General features: G+C 37.3%; 26 protein-coding genes. 6 read left to right on the top strand and 20 right to left on the bottom strand.

Translation table 11 applies throughout. The annotated features are described in order from the left end of the window. Positions 1–89: 89 nt before the first annotated feature. Positions 90–1,760, bottom strand: coding sequence for a formate--tetrahydrofolate ligase (locus tag AB1I62_RS08180; RefSeq protein WP_048737047.1), 1,671 nt, complete (start codon positions 1,758–1,760; stop codon positions 90–92). Between the two features lie 178 nt (positions 1,761–1,938). On the opposite strand from AB1I62_RS08180, the gene AB1I62_RS08185 reads away from it, so the two are divergent. Further along, positions 1,939–2,145: a cold-shock protein gene (locus AB1I62_RS08185; protein WP_002357404.1), complete on the top strand. Its 207-nt coding sequence runs from the start codon at positions 1,939–1,941 to the stop codon at positions 2,143–2,145. Positions 2,146–2,249: 104 nt separating this feature from the next. Here the strand turns inward: AB1I62_RS08185 and AB1I62_RS08190 are convergent, their stop codons facing one another. Next, complete coding sequence (locus tag AB1I62_RS08190; protein WP_002366775.1) at positions 2,250–2,711, bottom strand: EbsA family protein; 462 nt, start codon at positions 2,709–2,711, stop codon at positions 2,250–2,252. A 100-nt stretch (positions 2,712–2,811) separates the two neighbouring features. On the opposite strand from AB1I62_RS08190, the gene AB1I62_RS08195 reads away from it, so the two are divergent. Continuing rightward, the gene (locus tag AB1I62_RS08195; protein ID WP_002357402.1) at positions 2,812–3,219 is read left to right on the top strand and encodes a ribonuclease HI family protein; all 408 of its coding nucleotides are present in this window, start codon (positions 2,812–2,814) and stop codon (positions 3,217–3,219) included. Between the two features lie 129 nt (positions 3,220–3,348). On the opposite strand, the gene ybaK is transcribed toward AB1I62_RS08195, so the two are convergent. The 8 genes from ybaK to AB1I62_RS08235 all read right to left on the bottom strand — a co-directional run bounded on the left by ybaK (position 3,349) and on the right by AB1I62_RS08235 (position 10,955). Next, on the bottom strand, positions 3,349–3,864 hold the full coding sequence (gene ybaK / locus AB1I62_RS08200; protein ID WP_002397353.1) for a Cys-tRNA(Pro) deacylase: 516 nt from the start codon (positions 3,862–3,864) through the stop codon (positions 3,349–3,351). Then, complete coding sequence (gene aroD, locus AB1I62_RS08205) at positions 3,861–4,622, bottom strand: type I 3-dehydroquinate dehydratase (RefSeq protein ID WP_002357400.1); 762 nt, start codon at positions 4,620–4,622, stop codon at positions 3,861–3,863. The genes ybaK and aroD overlap by 4 nt, the downstream gene beginning before the upstream one ends. Before the next feature lie 155 nt (positions 4,623–4,777). Continuing rightward, complete coding sequence (locus AB1I62_RS08210; protein WP_104859297.1) at positions 4,778–6,562, bottom strand: ABC transporter ATP-binding protein; 1,785 nt, start codon at positions 6,560–6,562, stop codon at positions 4,778–4,780. Then, entirely contained in the window at positions 6,562–8,313 is a 1,752-nt protein-coding gene (locus tag AB1I62_RS08215; RefSeq protein ID WP_048737051.1) for an ABC transporter transmembrane domain-containing protein, read from the bottom strand. The genes AB1I62_RS08210 and AB1I62_RS08215 overlap by 1 nt, the downstream gene beginning before the upstream one ends. 196 nt (positions 8,314–8,509) lie before the next feature. Continuing rightward, positions 8,510–8,728, bottom strand: a complete 219-nt coding sequence (locus AB1I62_RS08220) for a YneF family protein (protein WP_002357397.1) — start codon at positions 8,726–8,728, stop codon at positions 8,510–8,512. Positions 8,729–8,921: 193 nt separating this feature from the next. Then, positions 8,922–9,815 carry a deoxyribonuclease IV gene (locus AB1I62_RS08225; RefSeq protein WP_002357396.1) on the bottom strand — a complete coding sequence of 298 codons (894 nt, stop codon included), beginning with the start codon at positions 9,813–9,815 and terminating at the stop codon, positions 8,922–8,924. Positions 9,816–9,825: 10 nt separating this feature from the next. Then, positions 9,826–10,293 carry a DUF1801 domain-containing protein gene (locus AB1I62_RS08230; protein ID WP_048737053.1) on the bottom strand — a complete coding sequence of 156 codons (468 nt, stop codon included), beginning with the start codon at positions 10,291–10,293 and terminating at the stop codon, positions 9,826–9,828. Then, entirely contained in the window at positions 10,293–10,955 is a 663-nt protein-coding gene (locus AB1I62_RS08235; RefSeq protein WP_002361915.1) for a YdeI/OmpD-associated family protein, read from the bottom strand. The genes AB1I62_RS08230 and AB1I62_RS08235 overlap by 1 nt, the downstream gene beginning before the upstream one ends. Before the next feature lie 436 nt (positions 10,956–11,391). Here AB1I62_RS08235 and AB1I62_RS08240 point away from each other — a divergent pair, with 436 nt between their 5' ends. Further along, positions 11,392–11,682, top strand: a complete 291-nt coding sequence (locus AB1I62_RS08240) for a hypothetical protein (RefSeq protein ID WP_002393362.1) — start codon at positions 11,392–11,394, stop codon at positions 11,680–11,682. 255 nt (positions 11,683–11,937) lie between these two features. Here the strand turns inward: AB1I62_RS08240 and tyrS are convergent, their stop codons facing one another. Then, on the bottom strand, positions 11,938–13,200 hold the full coding sequence (gene tyrS / locus AB1I62_RS08245) for a tyrosine--tRNA ligase (protein WP_002357324.1): 1,263 nt from the start codon (positions 13,198–13,200) through the stop codon (positions 11,938–11,940). A gap of 184 nt (positions 13,201–13,384) precedes the next feature. Between tyrS and AB1I62_RS08250 the strand changes: the two genes are divergently transcribed. Continuing rightward, on the top strand, positions 13,385–15,790 hold the full coding sequence (locus AB1I62_RS08250) for a transglycosylase domain-containing protein (RefSeq protein ID WP_033786253.1): 2,406 nt from the start codon (positions 13,385–13,387) through the stop codon (positions 15,788–15,790). A 104-nt stretch (positions 15,791–15,894) separates the two neighbouring features. Here the strand turns inward: AB1I62_RS08250 and ccpA are convergent, their stop codons facing one another. Then, positions 15,895–16,896, bottom strand: a complete 1,002-nt coding sequence (ccpA, locus tag AB1I62_RS08255) for a catabolite control protein A (RefSeq protein WP_002357319.1) — start codon at positions 16,894–16,896, stop codon at positions 15,895–15,897. A 214-nt stretch (positions 16,897–17,110) separates the two neighbouring features. On the opposite strand from ccpA, the gene AB1I62_RS08260 reads away from it, so the two are divergent. Continuing rightward, the gene (locus AB1I62_RS08260) at positions 17,111–18,214 is read left to right on the top strand and encodes an aminopeptidase P family protein (RefSeq protein ID WP_104859295.1); all 1,104 of its coding nucleotides are present in this window, start codon (positions 17,111–17,113) and stop codon (positions 18,212–18,214) included. A gap of 120 nt (positions 18,215–18,334) precedes the next feature. Here the strand turns inward: AB1I62_RS08260 and AB1I62_RS08265 are convergent, their stop codons facing one another. The 6 genes from AB1I62_RS08265 to hprK all read right to left on the bottom strand — a co-directional run bounded on the left by AB1I62_RS08265 (position 18,335) and on the right by hprK (position 23,332). Then, the gene (locus tag AB1I62_RS08265) at positions 18,335–18,922 is read right to left on the bottom strand and encodes a YtxH domain-containing protein (protein WP_025193784.1); all 588 of its coding nucleotides are present in this window, start codon (positions 18,920–18,922) and stop codon (positions 18,335–18,337) included. A gap of 15 nt (positions 18,923–18,937) precedes the next feature. After that, positions 18,938–19,369 carry a DUF948 domain-containing protein gene (locus AB1I62_RS08270; RefSeq protein ID WP_002357316.1) on the bottom strand — a complete coding sequence of 144 codons (432 nt, stop codon included), beginning with the start codon at positions 19,367–19,369 and terminating at the stop codon, positions 18,938–18,940. 177 nt (positions 19,370–19,546) lie between these two features. Continuing rightward, positions 19,547–20,443, bottom strand: a complete 897-nt coding sequence (galU, locus tag AB1I62_RS08275) for a UTP--glucose-1-phosphate uridylyltransferase GalU (RefSeq protein ID WP_002357314.1) — start codon at positions 20,441–20,443, stop codon at positions 19,547–19,549. A gap of 11 nt (positions 20,444–20,454) precedes the next feature. Beyond that, a complete protein-coding gene (locus AB1I62_RS08280) occupies positions 20,455–21,477 on the bottom strand; it encodes an NAD(P)H-dependent glycerol-3-phosphate dehydrogenase (protein ID WP_002357312.1) in 1,023 nt (340 codons plus the stop codon). A 68-nt stretch (positions 21,478–21,545) separates the two neighbouring features. Then, entirely contained in the window at positions 21,546–22,379 is an 834-nt protein-coding gene (gene lgt / locus AB1I62_RS08285; protein WP_002381830.1) for a prolipoprotein diacylglyceryl transferase, read from the bottom strand. A gap of 17 nt (positions 22,380–22,396) precedes the next feature. After that, positions 22,397–23,332 carry an HPr(Ser) kinase/phosphatase gene (hprK, locus tag AB1I62_RS08290; RefSeq protein WP_002357309.1) on the bottom strand — a complete coding sequence of 312 codons (936 nt, stop codon included), beginning with the start codon at positions 23,330–23,332 and terminating at the stop codon, positions 22,397–22,399. 209 nt (positions 23,333–23,541) lie between these two features. On the opposite strand from hprK, the gene AB1I62_RS08295 reads away from it, so the two are divergent. After that, positions 23,542–24,504 (top strand): GIY-YIG nuclease family protein, encoded by a 963-nt coding sequence (locus AB1I62_RS08295; protein WP_010822901.1) that lies wholly within the window; start codon positions 23,542–23,544, stop codon positions 24,502–24,504. 35 nt (positions 24,505–24,539) lie between these two features. Here the strand turns inward: AB1I62_RS08295 and AB1I62_RS08300 are convergent, their stop codons facing one another. Together AB1I62_RS08300 and AB1I62_RS08305 are read right to left on the bottom strand one after the other, a co-directional pair. Next, the gene (locus tag AB1I62_RS08300; RefSeq protein WP_002357307.1) at positions 24,540–24,896 is read right to left on the bottom strand and encodes a phage holin family protein; all 357 of its coding nucleotides are present in this window, start codon (positions 24,894–24,896) and stop codon (positions 24,540–24,542) included. Further along, on the bottom strand, positions 24,896–25,219 hold the full coding sequence (locus tag AB1I62_RS08305) for a PspC domain-containing protein (protein ID WP_002357306.1): 324 nt from the start codon (positions 25,217–25,219) through the stop codon (positions 24,896–24,898). Before AB1I62_RS08305 ends, AB1I62_RS08300 begins: the two co-directional genes overlap by 1 nt. Between the last annotated feature and the right edge of the window lie 26 nt (positions 25,220–25,245).

A 25,245-nucleotide genomic window follows, 5' to 3' on the forward strand; every position in this document is an offset into this window, starting at 1 on the left:
TAATAAACTACGCAATAAATTTCCGTCATTATTTTTTATTGAGCTACTTTCAAGTATATACTAAAAATAGGTCTCAGGAAAGAGCGGCTTTAAAAGAGACCGCTCGCTTGACCCGTTTCGTCCACATCCATATTTAACGCAGCAGGAACTTTCGGCAAGCCAGGCATCGTTAAAATGTCACCCGTTAACGCCACGATAAACCCTGCACCGATTTTTGGAACTAGCTCACGAATCGTAATCGTAAATCCTTCTGGCCGTCCTAATTTTTGAGGATCGTCAGAAAGTGAATACTGTGTCTTCGCCATGCAGATTGGTAATTGATCCCAACCATTTTTTGTAAAGTCTGCGATTTGTTTTTGCGCTTTCGGAGAAAAAATCGCCTGTTCCCCGCCGTAAATCGTTTGTACAATGGCTTGAATTTTTTCTTCAATAGTTTGGCGAGGATTATATAAAGGTTGAAACTGTTTTGTATTGGCTTCAATCTCTGCTACTACTGTTTTCGCTAGATTCGTGCCACCTGCGCCACCTTGCGCCCAAACACTTGTTAACTCGACGGGCACGCCTAACGCTTGGCAGGCTTCTTTCAACAGTTGAATTTCCTTCTCTGTATCCTGTGTAAACTCATTAATTGCAACAACTACTGGTACATCATAACGTTGCATGTTTTGAATATGTTTTTCTAAGTTGGCAAAGCCTTTTTGTAACGCTGGTAAATTTTCTTCTGCTAACTGATCTTTCGCCAAACCGCCATGCATTTTCAACGCGCGAATCGTTGCCACAATCACAACGGCATCGGGTGCTTTTCCTAAAGAAGGTACTTTAATATCTAAAAATTTTTCGCCACCTAAGTCGCCACCAAAACCTGCTTCTGTTACGACATAATCCCCTAGATGCAAAGCCGTTTTTGTCGCTAAAATACTGTTACATCCATGAGCGATATTGGCAAAAGGACCACCGTGAACAAAAGCTGGAGTTCCTTCAATCGTTTGAACTAAATTAGGTTTTAAGGCGTCTTTCAATAATAAAGTCAGGGCACCTGCCACGTTTAAATCTTTAACCGTCACCGGCTCTCTTTGGTCATTATAGGCGACAATAATCCGACTTAAGCGTTCTTTTAAGTCCGTTAAATTTTGCGATAAACAAAGAATCGCCATAATTTCGCTTGCCACAGTAATATCGAAACCGTCTTCTCTTGGTACACCTTGGAAAGGACCGCCTAAACCAACAACGACCTGTCTGAGCGCACGATCATTTAGATCCACTGCACGTTTCCAAATCACCCGCCGAGAATCAATCTTTAATTCATTTCCTTGCTGTAAATGATTATCTAGTAACGCAGCTAAGGCATTATTGGCTGTCGTAATGGCATGCATATCACCAGTAAAATGCAAATTGATTTCTTCCATTGGTAATACTTGTGCGTAACCGCCACCTGTTGCGCCACCTTTAATCCCCATCACAGGACCTAATGATGGTTCTCTTAGGGCAATAACTGTTTTTTTATTGATTTGATTTAATGCATCTCCTAAACCAATGGTCACGGTTGACTTTCCTTCTCCTGCTGGCGTTGGATTAATCGACGTAACGAGGATTAATTTACCTTCTGGTTTCGCTTCTAAGGATTGAAGCGTTGGAAAATCTATTTTCGCTTTGTATTTTCCATAAAGTTCGAGCGAATCTTCTGAAAGACCGATTGTTTCGGCAATCTCTTGAATAGGTTTTAATGTTGCTGCTTGTGCAATGTTAATATCTGTCTTCATAACGGACCCCTTTTCAATTCTTTATCGTCTTTGTGACACATTGTTTCTTTTAAATTATAGCTTGTATTGAATAGAATGGCTAGAATAACCTTTTTTAAACAACCCAACCATTGACGTTTGGTAGCCTTTTCTCGTATAATGAAAGTGTCTTTACAAATCTAAAAGGAGCGTGAATTGGATGCAAAAAGGAATTGTCAAATGGTTCGATAACAGAAAAGGTTATGGTTTTATCGTTTACAACGAAGAAGATGAGATTTTTGTCCACTTCACTGCTATAGAAGGTGACGGATTCAAATCACTTGATGAGAATCAATCTGTAGAATTCGAGATAATGGAAGGCAATCGTGGGCTACAAGCAGCACATGTCAAAAAAATAGATAACTAAAAAAGCTGAACCAACAGCGCTTAGCTCCAAAAAGTAAGTAAACGTAGCGTTTGTTTCAGCTGATTATTTTAAGATTTTGAGAGTGGGTCACCAGTCGTTTCGACTTATGACTCACTCTTGTTTTTTTCTTCTTTTTTATGAAGGCCCAAAGAATGATCTTCTGCTACCTTCAATTCAGGCTTTTTTACCTTAAGTGCCTCAAGAAATAACGGAATCGTTTTCTTTTTCATTAAAAAGACTTTTGAGCCTTCCTTAAATTCTGAGGAAAAAATTTCGATGCTTTTTTCATTGTAGGTTACTTTTTCTATCTGAGAAAGCGGAAGTGCTTTTTTGCGAAACCATAAAACATCTCTGACAATTAAAGATGTTTCTGTCAGGTTAAAAGACCGCGCAATTCCTAGATACGCAAACACAAAAAATGGAACCATCACCAGATTACTAATCAAGTAAGGACCATTATTTTCCAATGCTAAAATTAAACTAATAAATAATATACAAAATGTGCAAGACCAGTAAATAATTGTTGATGCTAATTCTGGCTGCCAATAGAATTTCTGTTTTTTCATAAAGTGCCCTCACTACTTCTGGATCAACGCCGCTAAATTTAAATATGTTATAATAGTAACATACTTTTTTTAAGAACAAAAAGAAATTAGGAGTAATTTTATGTTAAGAATTTATGTAGATGCTGCAACAAAAGGCAATCCAGGTGAATCTGGCGGCGGTATCGTTTACCTCACCGACCAATCGCGGCAACAATTGCATGTGCCTTTAGGCATTGTTAGTAATCACGAAGCCGAATTTAAAGTGCTGATTGAAGCTTTAAAACAAGCGATTGCCAATGAAGACAATCAACAAACCGTTCTTCTCCACTCAGATAGTAAAATTGTTGTCCAAACAATTGAAAAAAACTATGCTAAAAATGAAAAGTACCAGCCTTATTTAGCAGAATATCAACAACTAGAAAAGAATTTCCCTTTGCTCTTAATCAAATGGCTACCTGAAAGTCAAAACAAAGCGGCCGATATGCTCGCACGGCAAGCATTACAAAAATTTTATCCCAATAAAAAGTAGCACTGTCTACTTAATGCTTTTCCTTTATTAATTTGATAATTAAACACGTGGAGCAAAAATCCCTAGTGATTTTTGCTCCACGTTTAAAAACAGATAAACGGTTCTGTCTCGACTTCTTCTTATAGCCACTTATTCTTTTGTCGTTATTTCCGCAAATTGTCCATTGGTTAGCGAAAGGATTGCTTCAGGAGCTAATTCAATTTGCATGCCACGTTTGCCTGCAGAAACAATAATTGCAGAATATTGTTGAGCTTCTTCAGCCAAATAGGTGGGAAATTGTTTTTTCATCCCAATTGGTGAACAGCCCCCACGAATATAGCCTGTGGTTGCTTCTAAATCTTTTAAGTGAAGCATTTCTACCTTTTTGTTGCCACTAGCTTTCGCTAATTTTTTCAAATCTAATTCTTGATTACCAGGAATGACAGCCACGACGGGACCTGTTTTATTACCTACTGTAACCAAGGTTTTAAAAATTCGTCCTTTGTCAATACCTAAACTTTCAGCGACACTTTCTGCACTTAAATGATCTTCGCTCCAAGCGAATTCATATTCTTTATATGGTACTTTATGTTGTTCTACCATGCGCATCGCATTCGTTTTTTGTTGTGTTTTTTTCTTTGCCACTTTTTTCACCTTCTGAATCACTTGTTTTGTTCGAATGTCTTTAAATAATTTCTTAATACTTGTACGGATAGTTGGCCTGGTGCAGACGCTTGCTGGGCGGAGCCAAAAGTTAGTGCCGACCCGAACAGTTGACCTGTTACGCGACTAATCATCCCTAACTGTCCCATTGACATAGTAACGATTGGGACGGATGCATAATGGGTGTACATTTCATTGGTTGCTGAAAGTAACGTAAGTACATCTGTCGCATCTTGTGGCATCACAGCTATTTTACAAATATCCGCCTGACGCATTTGCATTTGGCGTAACCGCGCGACAATCTCCTCTTGCGACGGTGTTTTCTGAAAGTCGTGATTACAGAGAACAATTTTAATCCCCGCCTTTTTAGCTTCATGAATTAACGTATCTGCCGCCAGTGGATTCGCAAATAATTCAATATCCAATAAATCCAACGCACCCTTTTTCACTAATTCATGATACAAAGCAAAATAATTTTCCTCGGAAAAAGCCATTTCGCCACCTTCTTTTTGTGTACGAAAAGTTAACAATAACGGTTTTTGCCCCAACCGTTCCATCACTTGTTGTGAAAGATTACATACATCGGAAAAATCAGCGACATTTTCATAATAGTCTAAACGCCATTCCACCAAATCACAATCTAGTGTTTGGCTCGCCGTTGCTTCGGCCAAAATATCCTCGGCTGTTGGAGCAACAATGGGCACCACAATTTTGGGATTCCCTTCACCTATTCGCACATTTTTGACTATAACTGGCTTCACAGTTCCACCTAACTTCCTCGTTTGTTTTTCTCTCTTCATATCATACCATTTCTATTCTTTTTTGCAATTTAAAGAGCTACAAAGACACCTAGAATTAGGAATTTCCTAACACTAAATGTCTTTGTTTGGGTTATTTAACTCTTTCAGTTGTTACGTTAAACTTCCGTACTTTGTAACTGATACATATCCGCATAAAGGCCACCTTCTGCCAATAACGTTTCATGCGTTCCTCGTTCTACAATCTGTCCTTTGTCTAAAACTAAAATCAAGTTTGCATCACGAATCGTCGAAAGGCGATGCGCAATCGCAATTGTCGTTCTCCCTTGACGCATTTTGGCTAATCCTTCTTGAATCAATCCTTCTGTTTCTGTATCAATATTAGCGGTTGCTTCATCTAAAACTAAAATTTTGGGATCAGTCACAATCGTTCGTGCAAACGAAATTAATTGACGTTGTCCACTAGAATAACTCGCTCCTCGTTCAATGACTTTCGCATGATAGGTATTGGGTAACGTGTGGATAAATTTATCCGCCTGAACAAATTCCGCAGCCTGTTTAATTTGTTCATCTGTAATATTGGGATTCAGTAAACGGATATTTCCAGCAATATCTCCATAAAACATGAAAGCGTCCTGTAATACTAAGCCCATCTTTTCCCGTAATTCTGTCATGGGAAAATCACGAATGTCACGATCATCAATTAAAATCTGCCCTTCATAAAATTCATAGAAGCGCATGAGTACATTAATAATTGAACTTTTACCACTTCCTGTATGACCGACTAAAGCGACGGTTTCCCCGGGATTTGCAACAAAGCTAATATTTTTCAATACTTCGTTTTTGCCGTCATAAGAAAAAGTAACATTGCGAAATTCAATTTTCCCGCGAATAATTTCCCCATTCGCACCTACTGATTGTTGCGGCGTTAATTCTTCCGTATCCATAATTTTTAAAATACGGCTACCTGCGACAATCCCATCTGTAAAGATACTTAGGAAGTCCATCATTTGCGTCATCGGATTAAAAAAAGCTTGGACATACGTTACAAAAGCATAAATCATCCCCGCTTCAACAGGTGAATGTAAAGCATCGATGCCAAACATAGTTAAGGCCAATGCAATCGCCAACGTATACAACAAATTAATGATGGGACTTAATAATAACGAATTCATACGAATCATTGCTACACGTGTTTTTAAATAATCATCATTGGTTTCCTCAAATTCTTTTTCCAAACGCTTTTCTTGGCGAAATTGTTGAATGATTTGCATACCAGAGATGTATTCATTTAGTTTGGTGTTTAATTGACTTAATTTTTCCCGCATACTGCGATATAATTTTGAACTAAATTTTTGGTAATACCAAATCACAACTAATAAAATTGGCAAGAAAATTAGACAATAAAATGAGATTTCTGGACTGAGTTGAAACATTGCAAAAAATGACGAGATTACGGCAAAAATTCCTGTAATCACCATTAAGAATACATACCAGAATTCAAACAATGTTTCTGTGTCATTTGTAACACGAGACACCGTCGAACCCGCTGGTGTTTGATCAAAATAACGCATACCTAAAGTGTGTAATTTTTCAAATAATTTCACTCGTATATATTGATACGTTTTTAAAGAAGCCATCGAATACAAATACCATTGGAAAAACCAAACAATACTTTTGACAATGACACCAAAAAAATAAATAGCAGCAAAAGTTAGAATCACCTGCATTGTAGCAGTTTTAGGCGTTAAATAATTATCCATAAAAACTTGAATGACTCTAGGCAAAAGAATATTGATAATTGATAAGACAAATGCAAAGAGAATAGCTGTGTAAAACATGCGTCGAAACGGTTTGGCAAAACGAAACAAACGCTGAACAATCGTTAATTGTTCTTTCAGCGGTAACTCTCTGGACCATTCGGATTGATACTTTTCTTCCATTAACTCTCACTCCCTTCAATTTTCGCTTCTAATTGCTGTTTTTCCCACATCCGCTGATACCAACCCTTCTGAGCCAGTAACTCCTGATGTGTCCCCCGTTCAATAATTTTCCCTTCATCCAACACTAAGATTTCTTTTGCATGCATGACACTACTTAAACGATGCGCTGTAATAATAGTGGTTTTTTCTTGGCGTGTTTCTTTTAGATTTGATAAAATCGCCTCTTCAGTCTTCGCATCGACTGCAGATAAGGCATCGTCTAAAATTAACAATTCTGGTTCAACAATCAAGGCCCGTGCAATAGAAATCCGTTGTTTTTGTCCTCCAGAAAGCGAAACGCCACGTTCCCCAACCATTGTGTCATAGCCTTCAGGGAATGCTTTAATTTCTTGGTTAATAAATGCTAATGCTGCCGCTTGTTCAACTGCTGCTTGTTCCAAGTCTGGTTTAGCAAAACGAATGTTATCTCGTACCGTCATGGAAAAGAGAAAATGGTCCTGTGGCACGTAACCCATTGCACCCATCAATGCATCTAATGTGTAATTTTTAATGTCATGTTTTCCAAAGGAAATCGTTCCTTGGTATTGGTCATATTCACGCATCAACAACTTCAAAATAGTGGTTTTACCAGCGCCTGTTTTGCCAACAATCCCCAAAGTTTCTCCTTCTTGCAACGAAAATTGGATATTTTCCAACGCCACTGCCTCTTCTTTTGGATAAGAAAAAGAATCAATCTTCATTGAAATTGTTCCTTGCGCCATTGTTTTGATGGCATCTTTTCGTTCGATAATATGCGTTTTTTCATGTAATAATTCGTTCACACGATCGTAACTAGCATTCCCACGTTCTAACACATTAAATAAGCGCCCAATCGCAAACATTGGCCAAACTAGCATCCCAATATAGGCAATGAAAGAGACCAACTGACCTAAACTAATCGTTCCTTCCATGATGAAACGACCACCAATAATAATTGTCAAAACATAAGAAACACCAATAATCAGCGTAATAAACGGATCAAATAGTGCATCTAAAAAGTTCGTTCGTTTATTTTTGACGATAGCATCATCAATTTTCTCTGTAAAATCAGCAAGATCTTCTTTTTCTTGCCCAAATGTTTTAATGACTTTAATTCCAGTGATACTTTCTTGTGTTTTATCATTAATCGCTGAAAAAGCAGCTTGTGAATCTCGAAAGGCATCATGCAACTTAGAACCTAGAACTCGTGAGGTGACCGCTAATAAAGGCAGCGGTAATAAAGCAATTAATGTTAAGCGCCAATCGACAAATAGAACCATTGCGATAATTGTTGTTCCTCCCGTAATCACAGAGTCAGCAAATGTTAAAATCCCAGCTCCAGCCACATTTTGGATGGCATTTAAATCATTGGTTGCATGCGCCATCAAGTCACCTGTCCGATATTTCTGATAAAAGATACTATCCATTTTTGTGAAATGATGAAATAATTGAGTCCGTAGCTCTTTTTCCAAACGAGCGGCACTCCCCCAAATATGCATCCGCCAAATATAGCGAAAAAGATATTGGGCAAGCCCAGCACCAACCAAGAGTGCAACCCACACGATAATTTTCGTTAAGCGAATTTCTTTGTTAACGATTTCATCTACAACGACGCCAATAACTTTGGGCGGGACTAATTGAACAAGAGCGACCATCATTAATGAGAAAACCCCAATAATATAACTTTTTTTCTCTTGCTTAAAAAACCAGCCTAATTTTTTGAATATGGACATTCAGTTGTCCCTCCTTTACTTTGTTGTTCTACGAAGACTACTTTCGAGCTAGAAGGTTTCTTCGTTATTGTTGTTTTTGATTAAACGTTTCGCTCTTTTCCTCCTAGATTATCCTATTCTCCCGCAAAACAACAAAAAAACGGACTGAAAATCAGCCCGTTTTTACACTTATTCATGATTACCTGAATAACCTTTACTATTTTCCTTGGTTTTTCATTTGTTGCATCATTTGTCTAACCTTTTTCTCTGACGGTTTTTGACCCATTGATGCCATCATCATGCGTAACATATCCTCATTAACGGGAGGATTTTTTTTGAAATAATCTTGCATATATTTGCGTGCAAGGAAAAAGCCCCCTGCAGCGCCTACTAATAAAGCGATTACTGCGATTAATACTACCCAACCTGTTGCCATTGAAACTCTCTCCTCTCCGTATAGTTTTGCTCTCAATGAATTATTTTACTAGAAATAGCAAAAAAAGAAAAGTTCTTTTTGCGGGATTTCTCTTAAATAATGAAAAAAGTCTGATTTTTTTGCAAAATAGTGATTAAAAGTCAAAAATATACGCTCTTAAATGTCAATAGGACCTTTAAGAGCGATTGTTGCTTTAGTTTTGTCCTTGAATTTTTTCTAATAATTCTGGATCAAATGTTTGATTTTTTAACATCGCAATTTCAAAGCCGTAAGGGGCCTTTTTATTTTTTTTGTCTTCTCCGACATAAGGTGTTTCTAAAATTTTTGGTAAAGCAGTTAATTTTTCATGGTGAACCACACCGTTTAAAGCTTCAAAACCAATAGTGCCAAAGCCAATATTGGCATGACGATCTTTATGTGAGCCCATAGGATTTTTAGAATCATTCACATGAATAACTTTTAAACGATCCAATCCGATAATTTTATCAAATTCAACTAATACGCCATCAAAATCATCTTTTACATTATAACCTGCATCATTAATGTGGCAAGTATCCAGAGTGACAGAAAGTTTATCATTCAGCGTAACTCCGTCAATAATCGCAGCTAGTTCGTCAAATGTACGGCCGATTTCGGTCCCTTTACCAGCCATTGTTTCTAAAGCGATTTGAGGGATTTGCTCTTTCCACAAGACTTCGTTTAGACCTTTAACAATTTGTTTGATGCCGGCTTCTGGACCTGCGCCAACATGCGCACCTGGGTGTAACGTGATTTGCGTTGCTCCCAACGCTTGTGCTCGCTCAATTTCTTGTCGCAAAAAGTCTACGGCAAAACCGAAATTTTCCGTTTTAATTGTATTACCTAAATTAATAATATACGGGGCATGAACGACGATATTACTTAAATTGTGTTCCTTCATAAAAGCTTGCCCAGCTTCAATATTCATTTCTTCAATCGGTTTCCGGCGCGTGTTTTGTGGCGCGCCTGTATAAATCATAAAGGTTGTTGAGCCATAGCTAGCCGCTTCCTCGGCAGAGCCTAATAGCATTTTCTTGCCACTCATACTAACGTGTGATCCTAATAACATGTGGTTCCTCCTAATAATTCTTCTTTTTCTTTTGGTGGTGTTGATACTGTTGCAGCCATTCTTCTAGCGTGATTTTTGTTACTAATTCGCCAATTAGTTCATAGGGTATTCGCTTAGGATTAGTGAAGCGAATACAACTTTTCCCCATGTTTAGCTTTGTTGACACTTGTTCCTGATAGGCTTCTTGAAACCAACTTCGGACGGCTTCATTTCCCATTAATACCATGTGATATAAAGCTACTTGCCTTTTAGTAGCGCCTAAGCTGATAAATGGTAACGGTTCATCACCACGGTTGAGATAGCCTTCTGGAAATACTGAAAGCGGCACAACAAAGGTTGGCATGCCATATTGCATCGTTAATTCAAATCCTGCTGGCAAATTTTGCGAAACGACGTCTAATACTTGCTGATAAGCAATTCGCCATTTTGGTTCAACTGTTTCGATGTATGCTGTAACTGTTTCAATTGACTGCGCCATTATTTCTTCCTTTGCTGATAAAGCGCTTTGGTTTTATAGCCTTCTTTTAAAATGACTAACATTTCAGTTTGCCGCTTTTTCCGTGTCTCCGCTCGCTTTGCACTAAATACATACCGCGCCCACTCTTTTTGATAACCAGGCGTTAATGCAGCGAATGTCGCTGCAGCAGCTGGTTCTGTTTGTACCAACGCTTCAATTTCTGGTAAATATTGAACATAATCCCCAACAGCAGAACTGGTCTGATTCTTCGCTGGCTTTTTAAGAACATTCTTCATGCCGACAACCGTAAAAGTCTCATCTAAACTAACCATGCGATTAAATTTTAAGGTTGAGCCTTTAATATACCCATCTGCCTCGTTTACTTGTAATGTTGGAAAAATTTCATCTCGGTGGACAAAAGTTGGATACATTTTATTGCCTTTTTTCGGATAAGCCACATATAACAACCCATTTTCTACTAAATGTTGACCTTCAATCACCATTGAAACAATCTCTTGAAATTCCGCCATCGTTTTTACAAATGCAAAAATCAGCTCAACTGGTTCTGAGGGTAATTGCTGCGCGGCTGAAGCAAATTCAGATAGATACTCTGCCTGTGGTCTATTTAAAATAACTGGGTGCTGATACTTCGTTAAGTTTAACTTTTCGACAATTGATTTCATAACCTACTCCTTATAGCGACTGCACTTTTTATTCTAGCATAGCACAAGTTATCTGTAATTGAATATGCCCAATAGTAAAAAAGAGTTTTTTGTAACATTTGTCCTTTTGATTTTCAGCTTTTTATTTCAATACTATCTTGACAAAGGACTTTTCTTACAGTCCTCCTTATTGTTGATACAACAATACCCACCCATTACTTTTCTAATATAGTCTATAACAAATTTGAATTTTTATTGTAGACTTTTGTGAACATTGATATACTATCTTTATCGTCTATATGCTTTAACCAATACTTTTCCTTAATGAATCACCATAGAGAGGAATAATAGTCTAACTTTATTAGTGATTAACACTTTGGACATTCACAAAAAGCTTGAAGCAATAAATATATTAGCAATAATAATTTTACTGGAAAGGTGGTGAAATAGAGTGGGAATGTTTACAAAAGGACAAAAAAGTGCTGCAGAATCTATTTATCAAAAAGAAATAAAAAAATTTTTAAAACCTAAAGATGGTTTAACTCATCTAGTTATGGTAAATAGTTTTAGTAAATGGATTAATCAAAATTTTGGCTGTGAGGACAAATACACTACGCAAATTGATGAAATAATATCTTCTATGCAGTTAGATGGTTATGAAATTGTTGATATAAAAATTGATTCACTACAAAATCAAGGTCTGTCAGGATCTATGGAAGGTTTCCATACAGTAATATTATACAAGTAAGGATTGGCTATCTGTAGTGAGACTTAAAAATTAGACAGAATACCGACCAGAGAAACTTGGTCGGTATTTTTATATAATAAACCGTTCAAGATAATGTTGGTGACTATTGATTCTAGTACTATAAGCAAAACTTTATAAAAAGACTTGCTTACATTAAGGTAAACAAGTCTTCCTAAAGCAAAATATTAAGCTAGTATTAACTGTTAACTATTATTTTTAATTTATAAACCGTATAAGATTGAAGTTCACAGTGTTTTAGTATTTTAACAAGAAATATTTTTTCTTACCGCGACGAATCACAGTAAATTGCCCTTCGATTTTATCAGTTTCTGTCAATTCAGCTGCTAAATCTTGTCTACGTTCTCCATTGACGTAAATCGCTCCATTTTGAACATCTTCACGGGCTTGACGTTTGGATGGTTCTATTTTTGAGGTAACTAATAAGTCAACTAAACTTAATTGATCCTCTGGTTGCACCTCGTACGTTGGTACATCTTTAAATCCTTGTTTAATTTCTTCTGCTGTTAAGCTTTGGATATCTCCGCTGAACAACGCTTCTGAAATTTTAACCGCTTGATGATAGGCTGCTTCACCGTGGACTAAAGTAGTCACTTCTTTGGCTAACGCTTTTTGCGCAGCACGTTGACCTGGGTTCGCTGTAAATTCTTCTTCAATTGTTGCAATTTCATCCAATGTTAAGAAAGTAAAGTATTTCAAGAATTTCACGACATCACGATCATCTGTGTTAATCCAGAATTGATAAAATTCATATGGCGAAGTTTTTTCCGCATCTAGCCAAACTGCGTTTCCTTCTGTTTTACCAAATTTGGTACCATCTGCTTTTGTAATTAAAGGCATAGTTAAGCCAAATCCTTGAACTTCTTGTTCTCGGCGTAATAATTCAATCCCTGAAGTAATGTTTCCCCATTGATCACTGCCGCCTAATTGCAATAAACAGCCTTCTGTTTCGTACAATTTCAAGAAATCATACGCTTGTAATAATTGATACGCAAATTCAGTATAAGAAATTCCTGTTTCGATTCGGCGTTTCACGCTTTCTTTACTCATCATATAATTAATTGTAAAGTTTTTTCCCACATCACGTAAGAAATCAATTAATGAAAGTTCTCCAAGCCAATCATAGTTATTTGCTAGAATCGCTGGATTTTTTTCATCTTCAAAATCGATAAAACGTGACAACTGGCCCTTAATACTTTCAGACCAAGCTTTCACTGTATCAAGTGTGTTTAAACTACGTTCTGCATCTTTGAATGATGGATCACCAATCATGCCTGTTCCGCCACCAACTAAAGCAATGGGCACATGACCATTTTGTTGGAAACGACGTAACATAAGAATTGGCAGTAGATGCCCGATGTGTAAACTGTCTGCCGTTGGATCAAAGCCGATATATAATTTAACAGATTCTTCATTTAATTGTTTTTGTAAGGCTTCTTCATCTGTGACTTGGTAGACCAACCCACGGGCTTTTAATTCTTCAAAAAAAGCTGAATTCATGATTTTCCTCCTATAGTAAAACATAATAATAGATCAAATTCCCCTATTCATAGTAACCGATTCTGTCACACTTGAAAAGTCAAAAAATGAGATTTCCCTATTTTCTCTTAAGTTTTTTCAACAAAAAATGGCAATTGGTGTAGAAACTATTCATAGAAGCTTTTTTTTGCTATAATAACACAGAATGTATCATTTTATTGAGGTGAAGCTTTTGAAAAATAATTCAAGTAACAATAAGCAAAAACCAACGACCTCTTCTGGCGGCAATGTCTTTTTACTTATTTTAAATGTCATTATTCGCGTTTTTCAGTCATTAGTGGTTTTTGGGGTTATTCTGATTGTCTTAGGTGGCTCTCTTGGCTTAGGTATTGGAATGGGCTATTTTGCTTTTCTAGTTGAAGATACACAGCCCCCAACGAAGGAAGAATTGCAAAAAGAAATCAGTGATATTACCGAAGTGTCAAAAATGACTTACGCAGATGGTACTCCGATTGCTAACATCAAATCAGATTTAATTCGGACACGAATTAATGGCGATCAAATGTCTCCATTGCTAAAAAAAGCCATTATTTCAACAGAAGATGAATATTTTGAAGAACATCATGGGGTAGTACCAAAAGCGCTAGTTCGAGCGTTGATTTCTGATGCGACAGGTATCGGCGGTTCTTCTGGTGGTTCAACATTGACTCAGCAATTGGTAAAGCAACAGATTTTAACTGACGAAACGACTTTTAAACGGAAAGCCAACGAAATTTTATTAGCTTTACGTATTGAAAAATACTTTTCTAAGGACGAAATCGTGACAACTTATCTAAATGTCTCCCCTTTTGGTCGTAATAACAAAGGTGAAAATATTGCAGGCGTGGAAGAAGCAGCCAAAGGACTCTTTGGTAAAAGTGCCAAGGACTTGAATCTTCCTCAAGCGGCCTTTATCGCAGGACTTCCCCAAAGTCCCATTGTTTACACGCCCTATACTAACACTGGTGCCTTGAAAGACGATTTATCTTTAGGAATGAAGAGAAAAGATTTTGTTCTTTTCAGTATGTACCGAGAAAAAGCAATTTCACAAAAGGAATATGAAGAAGCCAAAGCTTACGACTTGAAAAAAGATTTTTTACCAACTGAACAGGCCAATGTCAATACAGAAGGCTATCTATACTATACGGTGTTAGATAAAGCAGTTGAGATTGTCATGGATTTAGATATGAAAAAAGCTAAAGTTAATCGTGATGATTTAGATCAAGTTGGTTTAGATCAATATGAAGAACAAGCACGTCGCGAAATCCAGTCGCAAGGCTATACAATCCAATCAACCATTGATCAGAACATTTATAACACGATGCAAACCGCTGTCGCAAATTATGGTTATTTGCTTGATGATGGCACTGCAGATGTCAATGGGAATACAATGATTGAAACTGGCAATATTTTAATGGATAACGCTACTGGTCGTATCCTTGGTTTTATCGGCGGCAGAAACTTCGATATTAATCAAAACAACCATGCCTTTAATGCCGATCGTCAAGTTGGTTCTACGATTAAACCAATTTCTGTCTATGGCCCTGCGATTGATCAAGGACTCATTGGTTCTGAAAGTCGTCTGGCCAACTACCCAACGACTTATGCTGATGGTACAGAATTTGTTAATTCCACAAATGTGGATTTAAATCAATTCGTGACTGTTCGGAATGCCTTGAATTGGTCTTTCAATATCCCTGTCGTTCATGTTAATAATGAGCTAAGGAAAAAAATGGGTGATGATAATTTCTCTTACAATCACTACTTAAGTAAAATGAACTATCCAGCTTCAGATGCTTGGGCTTACGAATCTGCGCCATTGGGTTCAGTAGAAACAAATGTTGTAACACAAACAAACGGCTTCCAAGCGCTTGCTAACAAAGGTAAATATCAAAAAGCCTACATGATTGAAAAAATCACAGACAATAGCGGACATGTGGTCTACGAACACAAAGATGAAGGAACGCAAGTTTATTCACCGGCGACCGCTTCTATTATGAATGACTTGTTGCGCTCAGTGGTGGATTCTGCGAATACGACAAAATTCAAACCAACATTAGCTGGCTTGAATCCTCATTTAGCCAGTGCTGATTGGGTCGGAAAAACTGGGACAACTAATGACTATAAAGATTCATGGCTAATTGTCTCTACCCCGACTGTGACACTAAGTTCTTGGTCAGGACATGATCTACCAGCGCCAATGACGACGACCAGCGGCGACAATAACGGGAATTATATGGCGAACTTAGCTAACGCGCTGTACTATGCGAATCCAGAATTGTTTGGCATTGGTCAAAAATTTGAATTAGACCCAAGTGTCATTAAATCAAAAGTTTCTGAATTTACTGGTGAAAAACCTGGCTCAATTACCTATAATGGTGCCAAGTTCAATACACCTGGCAAAACAACGACTTCATACTATGCCAAAGATGGTGCACCACAAAGTACCTATAAATTTGGGATCGGTGGAACAGACAGCAATTACGCTTCTTACTGGGGAAATCTTGCTCCACGTGCCACTACAAATAATAACAACAATAAAAACAACGATAATAAAAAGAACAATAATTAACTCGCTAAAATGAGCCAGAAAAATACGTTTTCTGGCTCATTTTTAGGTATCAAAAAACGGCTAAACTAAGAGTTAACGCTCTTAGTTTAGCCGTTTAATTCAATTTATTTTGTTGAACCTTTTTGATCAATTCCATAAGGTAAAACAACTGTTTTTTCTTCAATTTCTTCTTTGTTCATTAGTTTTGTTAATAAACGCATTGACACGGCACCGATATCATATAAAGGTTGTGTAATACTTGATAGACGTGGACGAGAGACTTCTGTAAGCAATGAGTTATTGCTTGTAATGATTTCAAATTCTTCTGGAACTTTCACACCAGCATCTAGCATCCCATCTAATAAGCCAATTGCTAGCTCATCATCTGTAACAAAGGCAGCAGTTGCCCCACTATTACGGACACGCTCAGCCAAATTAATGCCTGCTTTAAATTTATATTCAGATTCAAAAACTAAGCCTTCATTATAAGACAAGCCATTTTCCGCTAAAGCTTCTTTGTAGCCTTTCATTCGGTTTTGACCATTAATTGGATCGATTAATGCACCACTAACAAAAGCAATTTTTTTGTTCCCATTTTTCGCTAAAGTCGCTGTTGCATCTTTCGTTGCTTCTGTGTAATCAATATTAACGCTACCAACTTGTTCGTCTGGATCAATTGAACCTGCTAAGACAACAGGTGTTTTTGAACGTGAAAATTCACCACGAATATCATCTGTAATGCGATGACCCATAAAGATAATCCCATCTACTTGCTTGGCAAGTAAATTGTTTAATACAGTAACTTCTTTTTGATCGTCTCCATCTGAATTAGCTAAAATGATATTATATTTATACATTGTAGCCACGTCGTCAATGCCACGTGCTAATGAAGCAAAAAATGCATTACTAACATCTGGAATAATGACACCCACTGTTGTCGTTTTTTTACTTGCTAAACCACGTGCGACTGCGTTAGGACGGTAATCTAAGCGATCAATCACTTCTAAGACTTTTTTACGCGTTGCTGGTTTTACATTGGGATTACCATTGACAACACGAGAAACAGTAGCCATAGATACATTTGCCTCTCTAGCAACATCATAAATTGTAATTGTTTGTTTTTCCATGTTTCTTCTCCTATAAATATGAATTTGTTCTCATTTTCTGAAAACACTGTTTACATTTCTTTCCTAGCCTAGAATATCAAAATTCTTCTATTTTTGCAACCGTTTTATCGTTTTTTCATGAAAATTTACTTTCCATTTCAAAAGGAACTTTTTGTCATTTCATGTTATGATAGTACTGTGATTCACTTCAGAATAAAAGAAAGAAGGATGTTTTATGAATCAAGAAAAAATTGCCGATTTAAAAAATTGGATGCACCAAGAAAAGATTGACTTCACTTATATTAGTGATCCTGGTCATATCGCTTACTTTTCCGGTTACGAAAGCGAACCTCATGAACGCGTGTTAGCTTTGTTTATCGCTGCGGACGACCAATCATTTTTATTTACACCTGCATTGGAAGTCGAAGATGCCGAAAAGAGTAGTTGGACTTATCCCGTTTATGGTTATTTAGATAGCGAAAATCCTTGGGAAAAAATTGCGGCTTTATTAAATAAACGAACACAAGGCACACCACGCTTTGCTTTAGAAAAACAAGCTCTTTCTTTAGCTCGTTTTGATCAATTGAAAACCCATTTCCCAGCTAGCGATTTTTCGCATGATGTTACGCCTTTAATTGAAAAACTTCAATTAATTAAAACAGAACCTGAAATTCAACGTTTACTAGAAGCTGGTAGTTGGGCGGATGTCGCTTTTGAGATTGGCTTCAAAGCAATTCAAGCAGGCGTTGCGGAACAAGAAATTGTTGCAGAAATCGAGTATCAATTAAAACGTCAAGGTATTCGCTCGATGAGTTTTGATACGTTAGTCTTAACAGGAAAAAACGGAGCTAGTCCTCACGGGGTACCTGGCGAAACAAAAATTGAGCCCCATGACTTAGTGTTATTTGATTTAGGTGTCGTTCATAATGGCTATTGTAGTGATGCCACACGAACAGTCAGCTACTTGGAACCTTCTGATTTCCAAAAAGAAATTTATGGAATTGTTTTAGAAGCACAATTAGCAGCAACTGAAGCGGTGAAACCTGGTGTTACAGCAGGCGAATTAGATGATATTGCTCGAGGTGTAATCACAAAAGCTGGTTATGGGGAATATTTTAACCATCGCTTAGGCCATGGCATTGGAACCACTGTCCATGAATACCCATCGCTGGTTCATGGCAATGATTTAGTCATTGAAGAAGGTATGTGTTTCTCTATTGAGCCCGGTATTTACATTCCTGGAAAAGTAGGCGTTCGTATTGAAGATTGTTTACACGTAACGAAAACAGGCTCCGAACCATTCACTAAGACAACCAAAGAATTGCAAATTATTCAATAGCATAAAAATAAAATGAGGCCATCAGTCAACCGGACTGATGGCCTCATTTCTAAATTTTAAGGTAAGCCGCTGAACAAAAGCAACACGATCCGTTGCTAACTTTCATAAGCTAAACGCTTGTTACCCTTTAAATTCTTTTTTTACGTCTTTCGCTGCATCTTTAACATCTTCTTTTGCTTCTGCAGCTTTTTCAGGAACATCTTTGGTGGTTTCTTTTGCTTCAACGACACCAGCAGAAACAGTTTCTTTGGCCGCTGCCGCAGAATCTTTAACGTCAATATAGATATCTTCTGCTGCATCTTCGGCAATTTCACCTAAATCTTCCGCGTGATCTTGAGCATCGTCAGCTGCTTTTTTAAATTGATCAGATAAATCACCTGTTTGTTTTTTAAAGTTATCAAGCATGTCGCCAGAAACACCTTGTGCTTTATCCAATGAATCTTTTGTTTTTTCTTTGACAGAACCTGCCAAATCAGAGGCTTGATCTGATAAAACGCCGGCTTTTTGTTTTGCGATTTCTGTTAATTCTGTTCCTTTTTGAACAGCATAATCTGTGTAATCTTGCGCTTTGTTTTTTAAATCATCTGTTTGATTTGATAAATCATCACGTAATTCTTTACCTGATTTTGGTGCAAGTAATAATGCGGCAACGGCTGCTGCTGTTCCACCAATTACTGCTCCTAAGAAAAATCCGCCTTTTTTAGCCATAAAAATCTCCTCCAATTAGTTATTTGTTTTTTTATTTTTTGAACGCATTGCTCTAAAAGCAGAACCGCCTACTTTACTCACTAAACCAGCTTTCGCTGTGCCTTTCCCTACGGTTCCTACCTTTGTAATCAAATGTTTACTTGAGGTGTTCAATTCAGAGACACTTTCGCTTAAATCAGCAACGGCCGTAAACAACGGATCAATCGTTGCCACTTTTTGATTCACATCTGTCAATAGTTCATTGCTTTTAACAAGCAAGCCTTCCACTTGGCGACTCAATACATTCACATCGCTAGTCACGACTTTGATTGTTGTATTTGTTTCATCAATTGTATCTTCAATTTTTGAAACAACTTGAGAAACTTTATATAACACAAGTACTAAAAAGATGACTAAAACAACAAATGCTACCGCTGCAATTAAGGCAGCAATTTCCCCACCTGACATATCATTACTCCCCTCTGAAATTTTATTTATAATCTTAGGATAACACCAACTTATATTTTTCACAACTCATAAAGCTAAGAATGACAATTTATTTTATAAAATTCTCATGCCCTTTTCTTTAAGAAAATAAGCGTAAAATTTCCTTCTAACGAATTGAAATTTTACGCTTATTTTTATTTATTTTTCTTTTGGTTGCTCTTTTTTCGCTAATTGAGCACCTAAATTAATAATGTATTCTCGTAAATTATCTTTTACTTCTGGATGAGTCAAACCATATTCAATGCTTGTTTTCATAAACCCAAATTTATCGCCAACGTCGTAACGTTCTCCTTTAAACTCACGAGCAAAAACGCGTTGTGTTTTATTTAAAGTGTCAATCGCATCTGTTAACTGAATTTCGTTACCAGCGCCTGGTTTTTGATTTTCAAGTACATCAAAAATTTCAGGGGTTAATAAATAACGGCCGATAATCGCTAAATCACTTGGTGCTTCCTCGGGCTTTGGTTTTTCAACAAAATTCTCGACATTGTATAGTCCTTTTTCGATTTCTTTTTCTGGATTGATAATACCATATTTTGAAGTATCTTCATGGGGTACTTTCATTACCGCAATTGTCGAAGCATGTGTTTGTTCGTAATCATCCATTAATTGTTTCGTTAATGGCACTTTATCTTCCATTAAATCGTCGCCTAACATCACGACAAAAGGTTCATTGCCAACAAATGCTTTCGCTTGTAAAACAGCGTGACCTAAGCCTTTCGGATGGGATTGACGAATAAAATGTAAATTAACATCCGTTGTTTCTTCGACTAATTTCAATAAATCGGTTTTATTTTTTTCTTTTAAATTATTTTCTAGTTCAACATTTGAATCGAAATGATCTTCAATCGGACGTTTGGCTTTGCCTGTCACAATTAAAATATCTTCGATTCCTGAAGCTAGTGCTTCTTCTACAATAAATTGAATCGTTGGTTTATCAACAATCGGTAACATTTCTTTTGCCATCGCTTTAGTAGCCGGCAAGAAACGTGTTCCTAACCCAGCTGCTGGAATAACTGCCTTTTTAACTTTCATCTTTTTTCCTCCTAAAAATCAAGTGTAAATTCGTTTTCGGTTTTGCCATCGCGCAACATGATTTCTTTTGCTGCTTGTTGTACATCTTCGTCATTGTACAAGACATTGTAGATTGTTTCTGTGATTGGCATTTCGACTTCTAGTTGTTGTGCCAATTCATAGGCTGCTTTAGTTGTTGAAACACCTTCCACAATCATGCCCATGTTTTCTAAGACTTCATCTAACTTATGACCTTTTCCTAATAAATTACCCGCACGCCAATTTCGAGAATGGACACTTGTACAAGTAACAATTAAATCCCCAACACCACTTAAACCAATAAATGTTAATGGGTTTGCTCCCATCGCAACCCCTAAACGACTAATTTCTGCTAAACCACGAGTCATAATTGCCGCTTTGGCATTATCACCAAAGCCTAAGCCATGAATCGCTCCGGCGCCCAAAGCAATAATATTTTTTAAGGCCGCCCCTGTTTCTACACCAATCACATCATCATTCGTATAAATTCTAAAGTAATCATTCATAAACAACTCTTGCACATACACAGCGTCTGCTAAATTTTCGCTTGCTGCTGTAATGGTTGTGATGTCATGAACAGCGACTTCTTCTGCATGGCTTGGACCAGATAAAACCACAATCCCTTGCCGTTTTTCTGCTGGAATCTCTTCCGCTATCACTTCTGAAATCCGCTTATGTGTACCTTGTTCGAGCCCTTTACTTGCATGAATAATAATTGGTTTTGTTTTTAAATGTTGGGCCACTTCTTGTGCTACTGAACGAATGGCTTTAGTTGGTACCACAAACAGTACCGCATCCACATCTACTAAAGCAGTAGCTAAATCAGTGGTTGCCTGAATTGAAGTAGGTAAGATTAATTCTGGTAAATAATGTTTGTTGGTATGTTTTGTATTTATTTCATCGATTTGCTCTGGTTTATTTCCCCAAATACAGACCTCGTGTCCATTTTCGGCTAATACTTGAGCTAAAGCTGTCCCCCAGGAACCTGGACCTAAAACAGCGACTTTTTGTTTCATCGGTGAAACTCTCCTTTCGCTAAACAACGTTACTTCTTTAGTTTACCATATTCTTCGATCAAGTTGGATTAAGAAGTTGTTATTTTTTTCTTTTGTTTCTCCCGATTGTAAAATTTCAAATTGGGATTCCTTCTACGAACAATCACAATAACAATTGCTGCCACGAACATTACTAAAGACAACAATTGCGAGACACGAATATTACTAAACGCATACAAACTGTCCATCCGTAACCCTTCGATGAAGAAGCGGCCGAAAGAATACCATATTATATAACCTAAAAAGACTTCGCCTTCTTTTAAAAAGTGTGGCTTTTTGCGTAATAACACTAAAACGATAAAGCCTAAAACATTCCAGACAGATTCATATAAAAATGTTGGTTGATGATACGTTCCGTTGATATTCATGTTATCAATGATAAACGTTGGTAAATGGAGATTTTCTAAAAATTGTCTGGTGGTCGCTGGCCCATAGGCTTCATGATTCATAAAGTTGCCCCAGCGACCAATTGCTTGCGCTAAAATCACACTTGGTGCAGCAATATCTAAAAAAGTCCATGTAGAAATGAAACGATGACGCGTAAAGAAAAACAGCGCCAGTCCCCCACCAATAAGACCACCATAAATCGCTAAGCCACCATTTCGAGTAAAGAAAATTTCAATCGGATTGTCTACATAGTCTTGCCATTGAAAAGCGACGTAATACAAGCGCGCGCCAACAATTGCTGCAGGTAATCCCCAGAGCATAAAGTCAAAGACATCATCTTCTTTTAAACCAACACGAACGGCTTCACGACTACTTAGCCAAACAGCTAAAGCAATCCCTGAAACAATAATAATTGCATACCAATAGACGGGAATACCGAAAAGGCGAAATGCAATTGAATTTACTTGAGCTAACATCATCACATCTTCTCCTTCTATTCTCCTGAATTTTCTTCAATCAAACGGGTTAAGCGCTCTTCGAACGTTTTTGTTGCATCATAGCCCATTGTTTTCGCGCGGAAGTTCATTGCTGCTACTTCAATGATAATGGCCACATTTCGGCCGGTCTTAACAGGAATACGAATCTGAGGGACATCAACGTTAGCTATTTCAACCATTGCATCATCACTACCGAGGCGATCATATTTCTTGTCTTTTTCCCACGCCTCTAAATAAACGACCAATTGAACTTGCATAAAGCCGCGGACCGCACTAGCTCCAAACAGGTTCATGACGTCAATAATTCCGATACCACGAATTTCAATTAAATGCTGCAAAATTTTTGGTGGCTCTCCCACCACGGTTAATTCATCTTGCTGATAAACATCGACACGATCGTCTGCGATTAGCCGATGTCCACGTTTAATAAGCTCTAAAGCTGTTTCACTTTTACCAATACCGCTATCTCCTTGAATCAAAACACCAAGTCCATAAACATCAACTAAAACCCCATGGACACTTGTCCGAACAGCTAAACGACCATCTAAATAACTGGATAGTTCCCCTAATAAACGGGAAGTTGAAATCGGTGAACGTAATACAGAAACCCCATTTTCTTTTGCTGCTGTAATTAATTCTTCGGGGATTTCTAGTCCTCTGGATACTATAAAGGCTGGAGTATCTTTCGCACATAAACGGCGCATCACTAATAAACGCTCTTCAGGCATCATTCGTTCTGCAAAGGTAATTTCTTTGCTCCCAAATAATTGTAAACGATCATGCGAATAATAATTAAAATACCCAGTTAATTCTAAGCCTGGCCGGGAAATTTCACCAGTTTTAATTGTTCTATTTAAGCTTTCTTCATCTCCGTAAACTACTTCTAAAGAAAGATTTTCTACCAGTTGATAAATCTTTACCACTTCTGTCATATCGAATGTCAGTCCTTTCTGCTACTTGTTATATTTTATCATTTAAAAATACAAGTTTCTAGCTATTCACTAGATAATTCCTAGAATTATCATATTTCAAAAAAATGAAACTATTTTTCTTTGAAATTATCTATGCTATTTCTGTCACTTGACTATTTCAGAAAACTTTGTATACTTGAAGCCGATCCTTTTAAGAAAAGAGGAAACTTATGAAAGAATATTTAAAGGAAAAAGCCCATCAACTACCGTTAACACCGGGTGTTTATTTAATGAAAGACGCAACCGACACAATTATTTATGTGGGTAAAGCCAAAAAATTAAAAAATCGCGTGTCGAGCTATTTTATTAATAGTAATCAACATTCTCGAAAGACGATGCGTTTAATCAAACAAATTATAGACTTCGATGTTCTCCATACTGACACAGAATTGGATGCGCTCCTTCTAGAATGTCAACTGATTCAACAGTATCGGCCGCGCTACAATCGCCAAATGAATGCTTATGAACAATATTCTTATGTATCGGTAGCCGTTAATGAGCGGCAATTAGAGATTAAACTCTTAAATATTCCCACTAAAGAGAACTGTTTTGGTCCTTATTCGATTCGCCGAAAATTAAACCGTTTAAAAATAATTTTGGATAGTATCTACGATCTCGTCCCAACCAACTATTGGCATCAAACCTTTCAAAAAGAGAGTGCCATTCCGACCGAACTATTTCAACAAGAATTGTTCGACTTTTTCCATAATCAAGGACGAGAACCAATCAAACGAATTGCTCAACAAATGCAAGAAGTTGCTGAAAAACAAGCCTTCGAAAAAGCGGCAAAACTCAAGGAAGATTGGCTCTTTCTGACGCGCTTTGCAAACCAAAATCAACGAATTAGTCAAGCTAACCAACGAGATTGGCAACTGATGTGGTTACCTTGTCAGAAAAAAATCAAATACTATTTAATTTACCAAGGCTTGGTGGTAGCAACACGTGTTGTAACTAAACAAACGTTTCAAAAATATTCACCGCTTGAACTAGCAAAAAAAATCATGCCCAAAAAACCACCGAAAACAATTGAGCATTACTCGAAGCAACAAGTTGATTTTTTAAACATTTTATATGGCTATATCAGCCGCCATCCAGAATGTCACCTAGAAAACTTAACCATCGAAAAAGCCTGAAGAACGCATTTTATGCTACGTTCTTCAGGCTTTTTTTATTCATATTTAGATAAATTGTGATCCGTAACGATCGTATTGACAATTGACATAATTACAGCCATTAGCACCGCTGCCCAAAAACTTGAGAAGCCAAAGTTCATTTCCCCCACAAAAAACGAGGTCATTTGTAAAATCGCTGCATTGACAACAAAGCTAAATAGACCAAACGTTAATAAAGTAAATGGGAGCGACAAGATTGTTAAGACTGGTTTCACCAACATATTTAGGATTGAGAGAACAAAAGCGGCAATAATTGCAGGCATTATGCCTCTCACATGAATCATGCCAGGAAAAACAACTGATAAAGAAATGAATGTCAGTGTATTAACAACCAATCGCTGAAAATATGTCATTAAAAGTCACTCCATTCGTCATCATCAATTTTTTCCGCTTCTTTACGTTGCTTTTTATTGGCAGCATAAGGATTTTCATTGCGAACATTTCTATTATAAGGATTTTGATGGCCGTAGCCGCGATCGCTTCCTGTTCTTCCAGAAGGGATCAAGACTGCTAAGGCAATGTATAAGAGAATGCCTGGAAATCCTGCTGAGAAAAAGCTGAGCAAGACATAAACAACACGAATAATTGTTGGGTCAATTCCTAGCCAATCAGCAATCCCAGCTAAGCTTCCTGTTAAAACCACGTTATTCGGAGATTTTGTTAGTTTTCTTTTCATATGTTTTCACCTCGTCTACTAAATTT

The sequence above is a fragment of the Enterococcus sp. AN402 genome (assembly GCF_040719405.1).
Classification (GTDB): Bacteria; Bacillota; Bacilli; order Lactobacillales; family Enterococcaceae; genus Enterococcus; species Enterococcus faecalis.

What these genes read in the sequence shown, in the direction of transcription:
- AB1I62_RS08180 (WP_048737047.1), bottom strand. Translation starts at nt 1,760, where the DNA reads ATGAAGACAGATATTAACATTGCACAAGCAGCAACATTAAAACCTATT.
- AB1I62_RS08185 (WP_002357404.1), top strand. Translation starts at nt 1,939, where the DNA reads ATGCAAAAAGGAATTGTCAAATGGTTCGATAACAGAAAAGGTTATGGT.
- AB1I62_RS08190 (WP_002366775.1), bottom strand. Translation starts at nt 2,711, where the DNA reads ATGAAAAAACAGAAATTCTATTGGCAGCCAGAATTAGCATCAACAATT.
- AB1I62_RS08195 (WP_002357402.1), top strand. Translation starts at nt 2,812, where the DNA reads ATGTTAAGAATTTATGTAGATGCTGCAACAAAAGGCAATCCAGGTGAA.
- AB1I62_RS08210 (WP_104859297.1), bottom strand. Translation starts at nt 6,562, where the DNA reads ATGGAAGAAAAGTATCAATCCGAATGGTCCAGAGAGTTACCGCTGAAA.
- AB1I62_RS08215 (WP_048737051.1), bottom strand. Translation starts at nt 8,313, where the DNA reads ATGTCCATATTCAAAAAATTAGGCTGGTTTTTTAAGCAAGAGAAAAAA.
- AB1I62_RS08220 (WP_002357397.1), bottom strand. Translation starts at nt 8,728, where the DNA reads ATGGCAACAGGTTGGGTAGTATTAATCGCAGTAATCGCTTTATTAGTA.
- AB1I62_RS08225 (WP_002357396.1), bottom strand. Translation starts at nt 9,815, where the DNA reads ATGTTATTAGGATCACACGTTAGTATGAGTGGCAAGAAAATGCTATTA.
- AB1I62_RS08230 (WP_048737053.1), bottom strand. Translation starts at nt 10,293, where the DNA reads ATGGCGCAGTCAATTGAAACAGTTACAGCATACATCGAAACAGTTGAA.
- AB1I62_RS08235 (WP_002361915.1), bottom strand. Translation starts at nt 10,955, where the DNA reads ATGAAATCAATTGTCGAAAAGTTAAACTTAACGAAGTATCAGCACCCA.
- AB1I62_RS08240 (WP_002393362.1), top strand. Translation starts at nt 11,392, where the DNA reads ATGTTTACAAAAGGACAAAAAAGTGCTGCAGAATCTATTTATCAAAAA.
- tyrS (WP_002357324.1), bottom strand. Translation starts at nt 13,200, where the DNA reads ATGAATTCAGCTTTTTTTGAAGAATTAAAAGCCCGTGGGTTGGTCTAC.
- AB1I62_RS08250 (WP_033786253.1), top strand. Translation starts at nt 13,385, where the DNA reads ATGTATCATTTTATTGAGGTGAAGCTTTTGAAAAATAATTCAAGTAAC.
- ccpA (WP_002357319.1), bottom strand. Translation starts at nt 16,896, where the DNA reads ATGGAAAAACAAACAATTACAATTTATGATGTTGCTAGAGAGGCAAAT.
- AB1I62_RS08260 (WP_104859295.1), top strand. Translation starts at nt 17,111, where the DNA reads ATGAATCAAGAAAAAATTGCCGATTTAAAAAATTGGATGCACCAAGAA.
- AB1I62_RS08265 (WP_025193784.1), bottom strand. Translation starts at nt 18,922, where the DNA reads ATGGCTAAAAAAGGCGGATTTTTCTTAGGAGCAGTAATTGGTGGAACA.
- AB1I62_RS08270 (WP_002357316.1), bottom strand. Translation starts at nt 19,369, where the DNA reads ATGTCAGGTGGGGAAATTGCTGCCTTAATTGCAGCGGTAGCATTTGTT.
- galU (WP_002357314.1), bottom strand. Translation starts at nt 20,443, where the DNA reads ATGAAAGTTAAAAAGGCAGTTATTCCAGCAGCTGGGTTAGGAACACGT.
- AB1I62_RS08280 (WP_002357312.1), bottom strand. Translation starts at nt 21,477, where the DNA reads ATGAAACAAAAAGTCGCTGTTTTAGGTCCAGGTTCCTGGGGGACAGCT.
- lgt (WP_002381830.1), bottom strand. Translation starts at nt 22,379, where the DNA reads ATGTTAGCTCAAGTAAATTCAATTGCATTTCGCCTTTTCGGTATTCCC.
- hprK (WP_002357309.1), bottom strand. Translation starts at nt 23,332, where the DNA reads ATGACAGAAGTGGTAAAGATTTATCAACTGGTAGAAAATCTTTCTTTA.
- AB1I62_RS08295 (WP_010822901.1), top strand. Translation starts at nt 23,542, where the DNA reads ATGAAAGAATATTTAAAGGAAAAAGCCCATCAACTACCGTTAACACCG.
- AB1I62_RS08300 (WP_002357307.1), bottom strand. Translation starts at nt 24,896, where the DNA reads ATGACATATTTTCAGCGATTGGTTGTTAATACACTGACATTCATTTCT.
- AB1I62_RS08305 (WP_002357306.1), bottom strand. Translation starts at nt 25,219, where the DNA reads ATGAAAAGAAAACTAACAAAATCTCCGAATAACGTGGTTTTAACAGGA.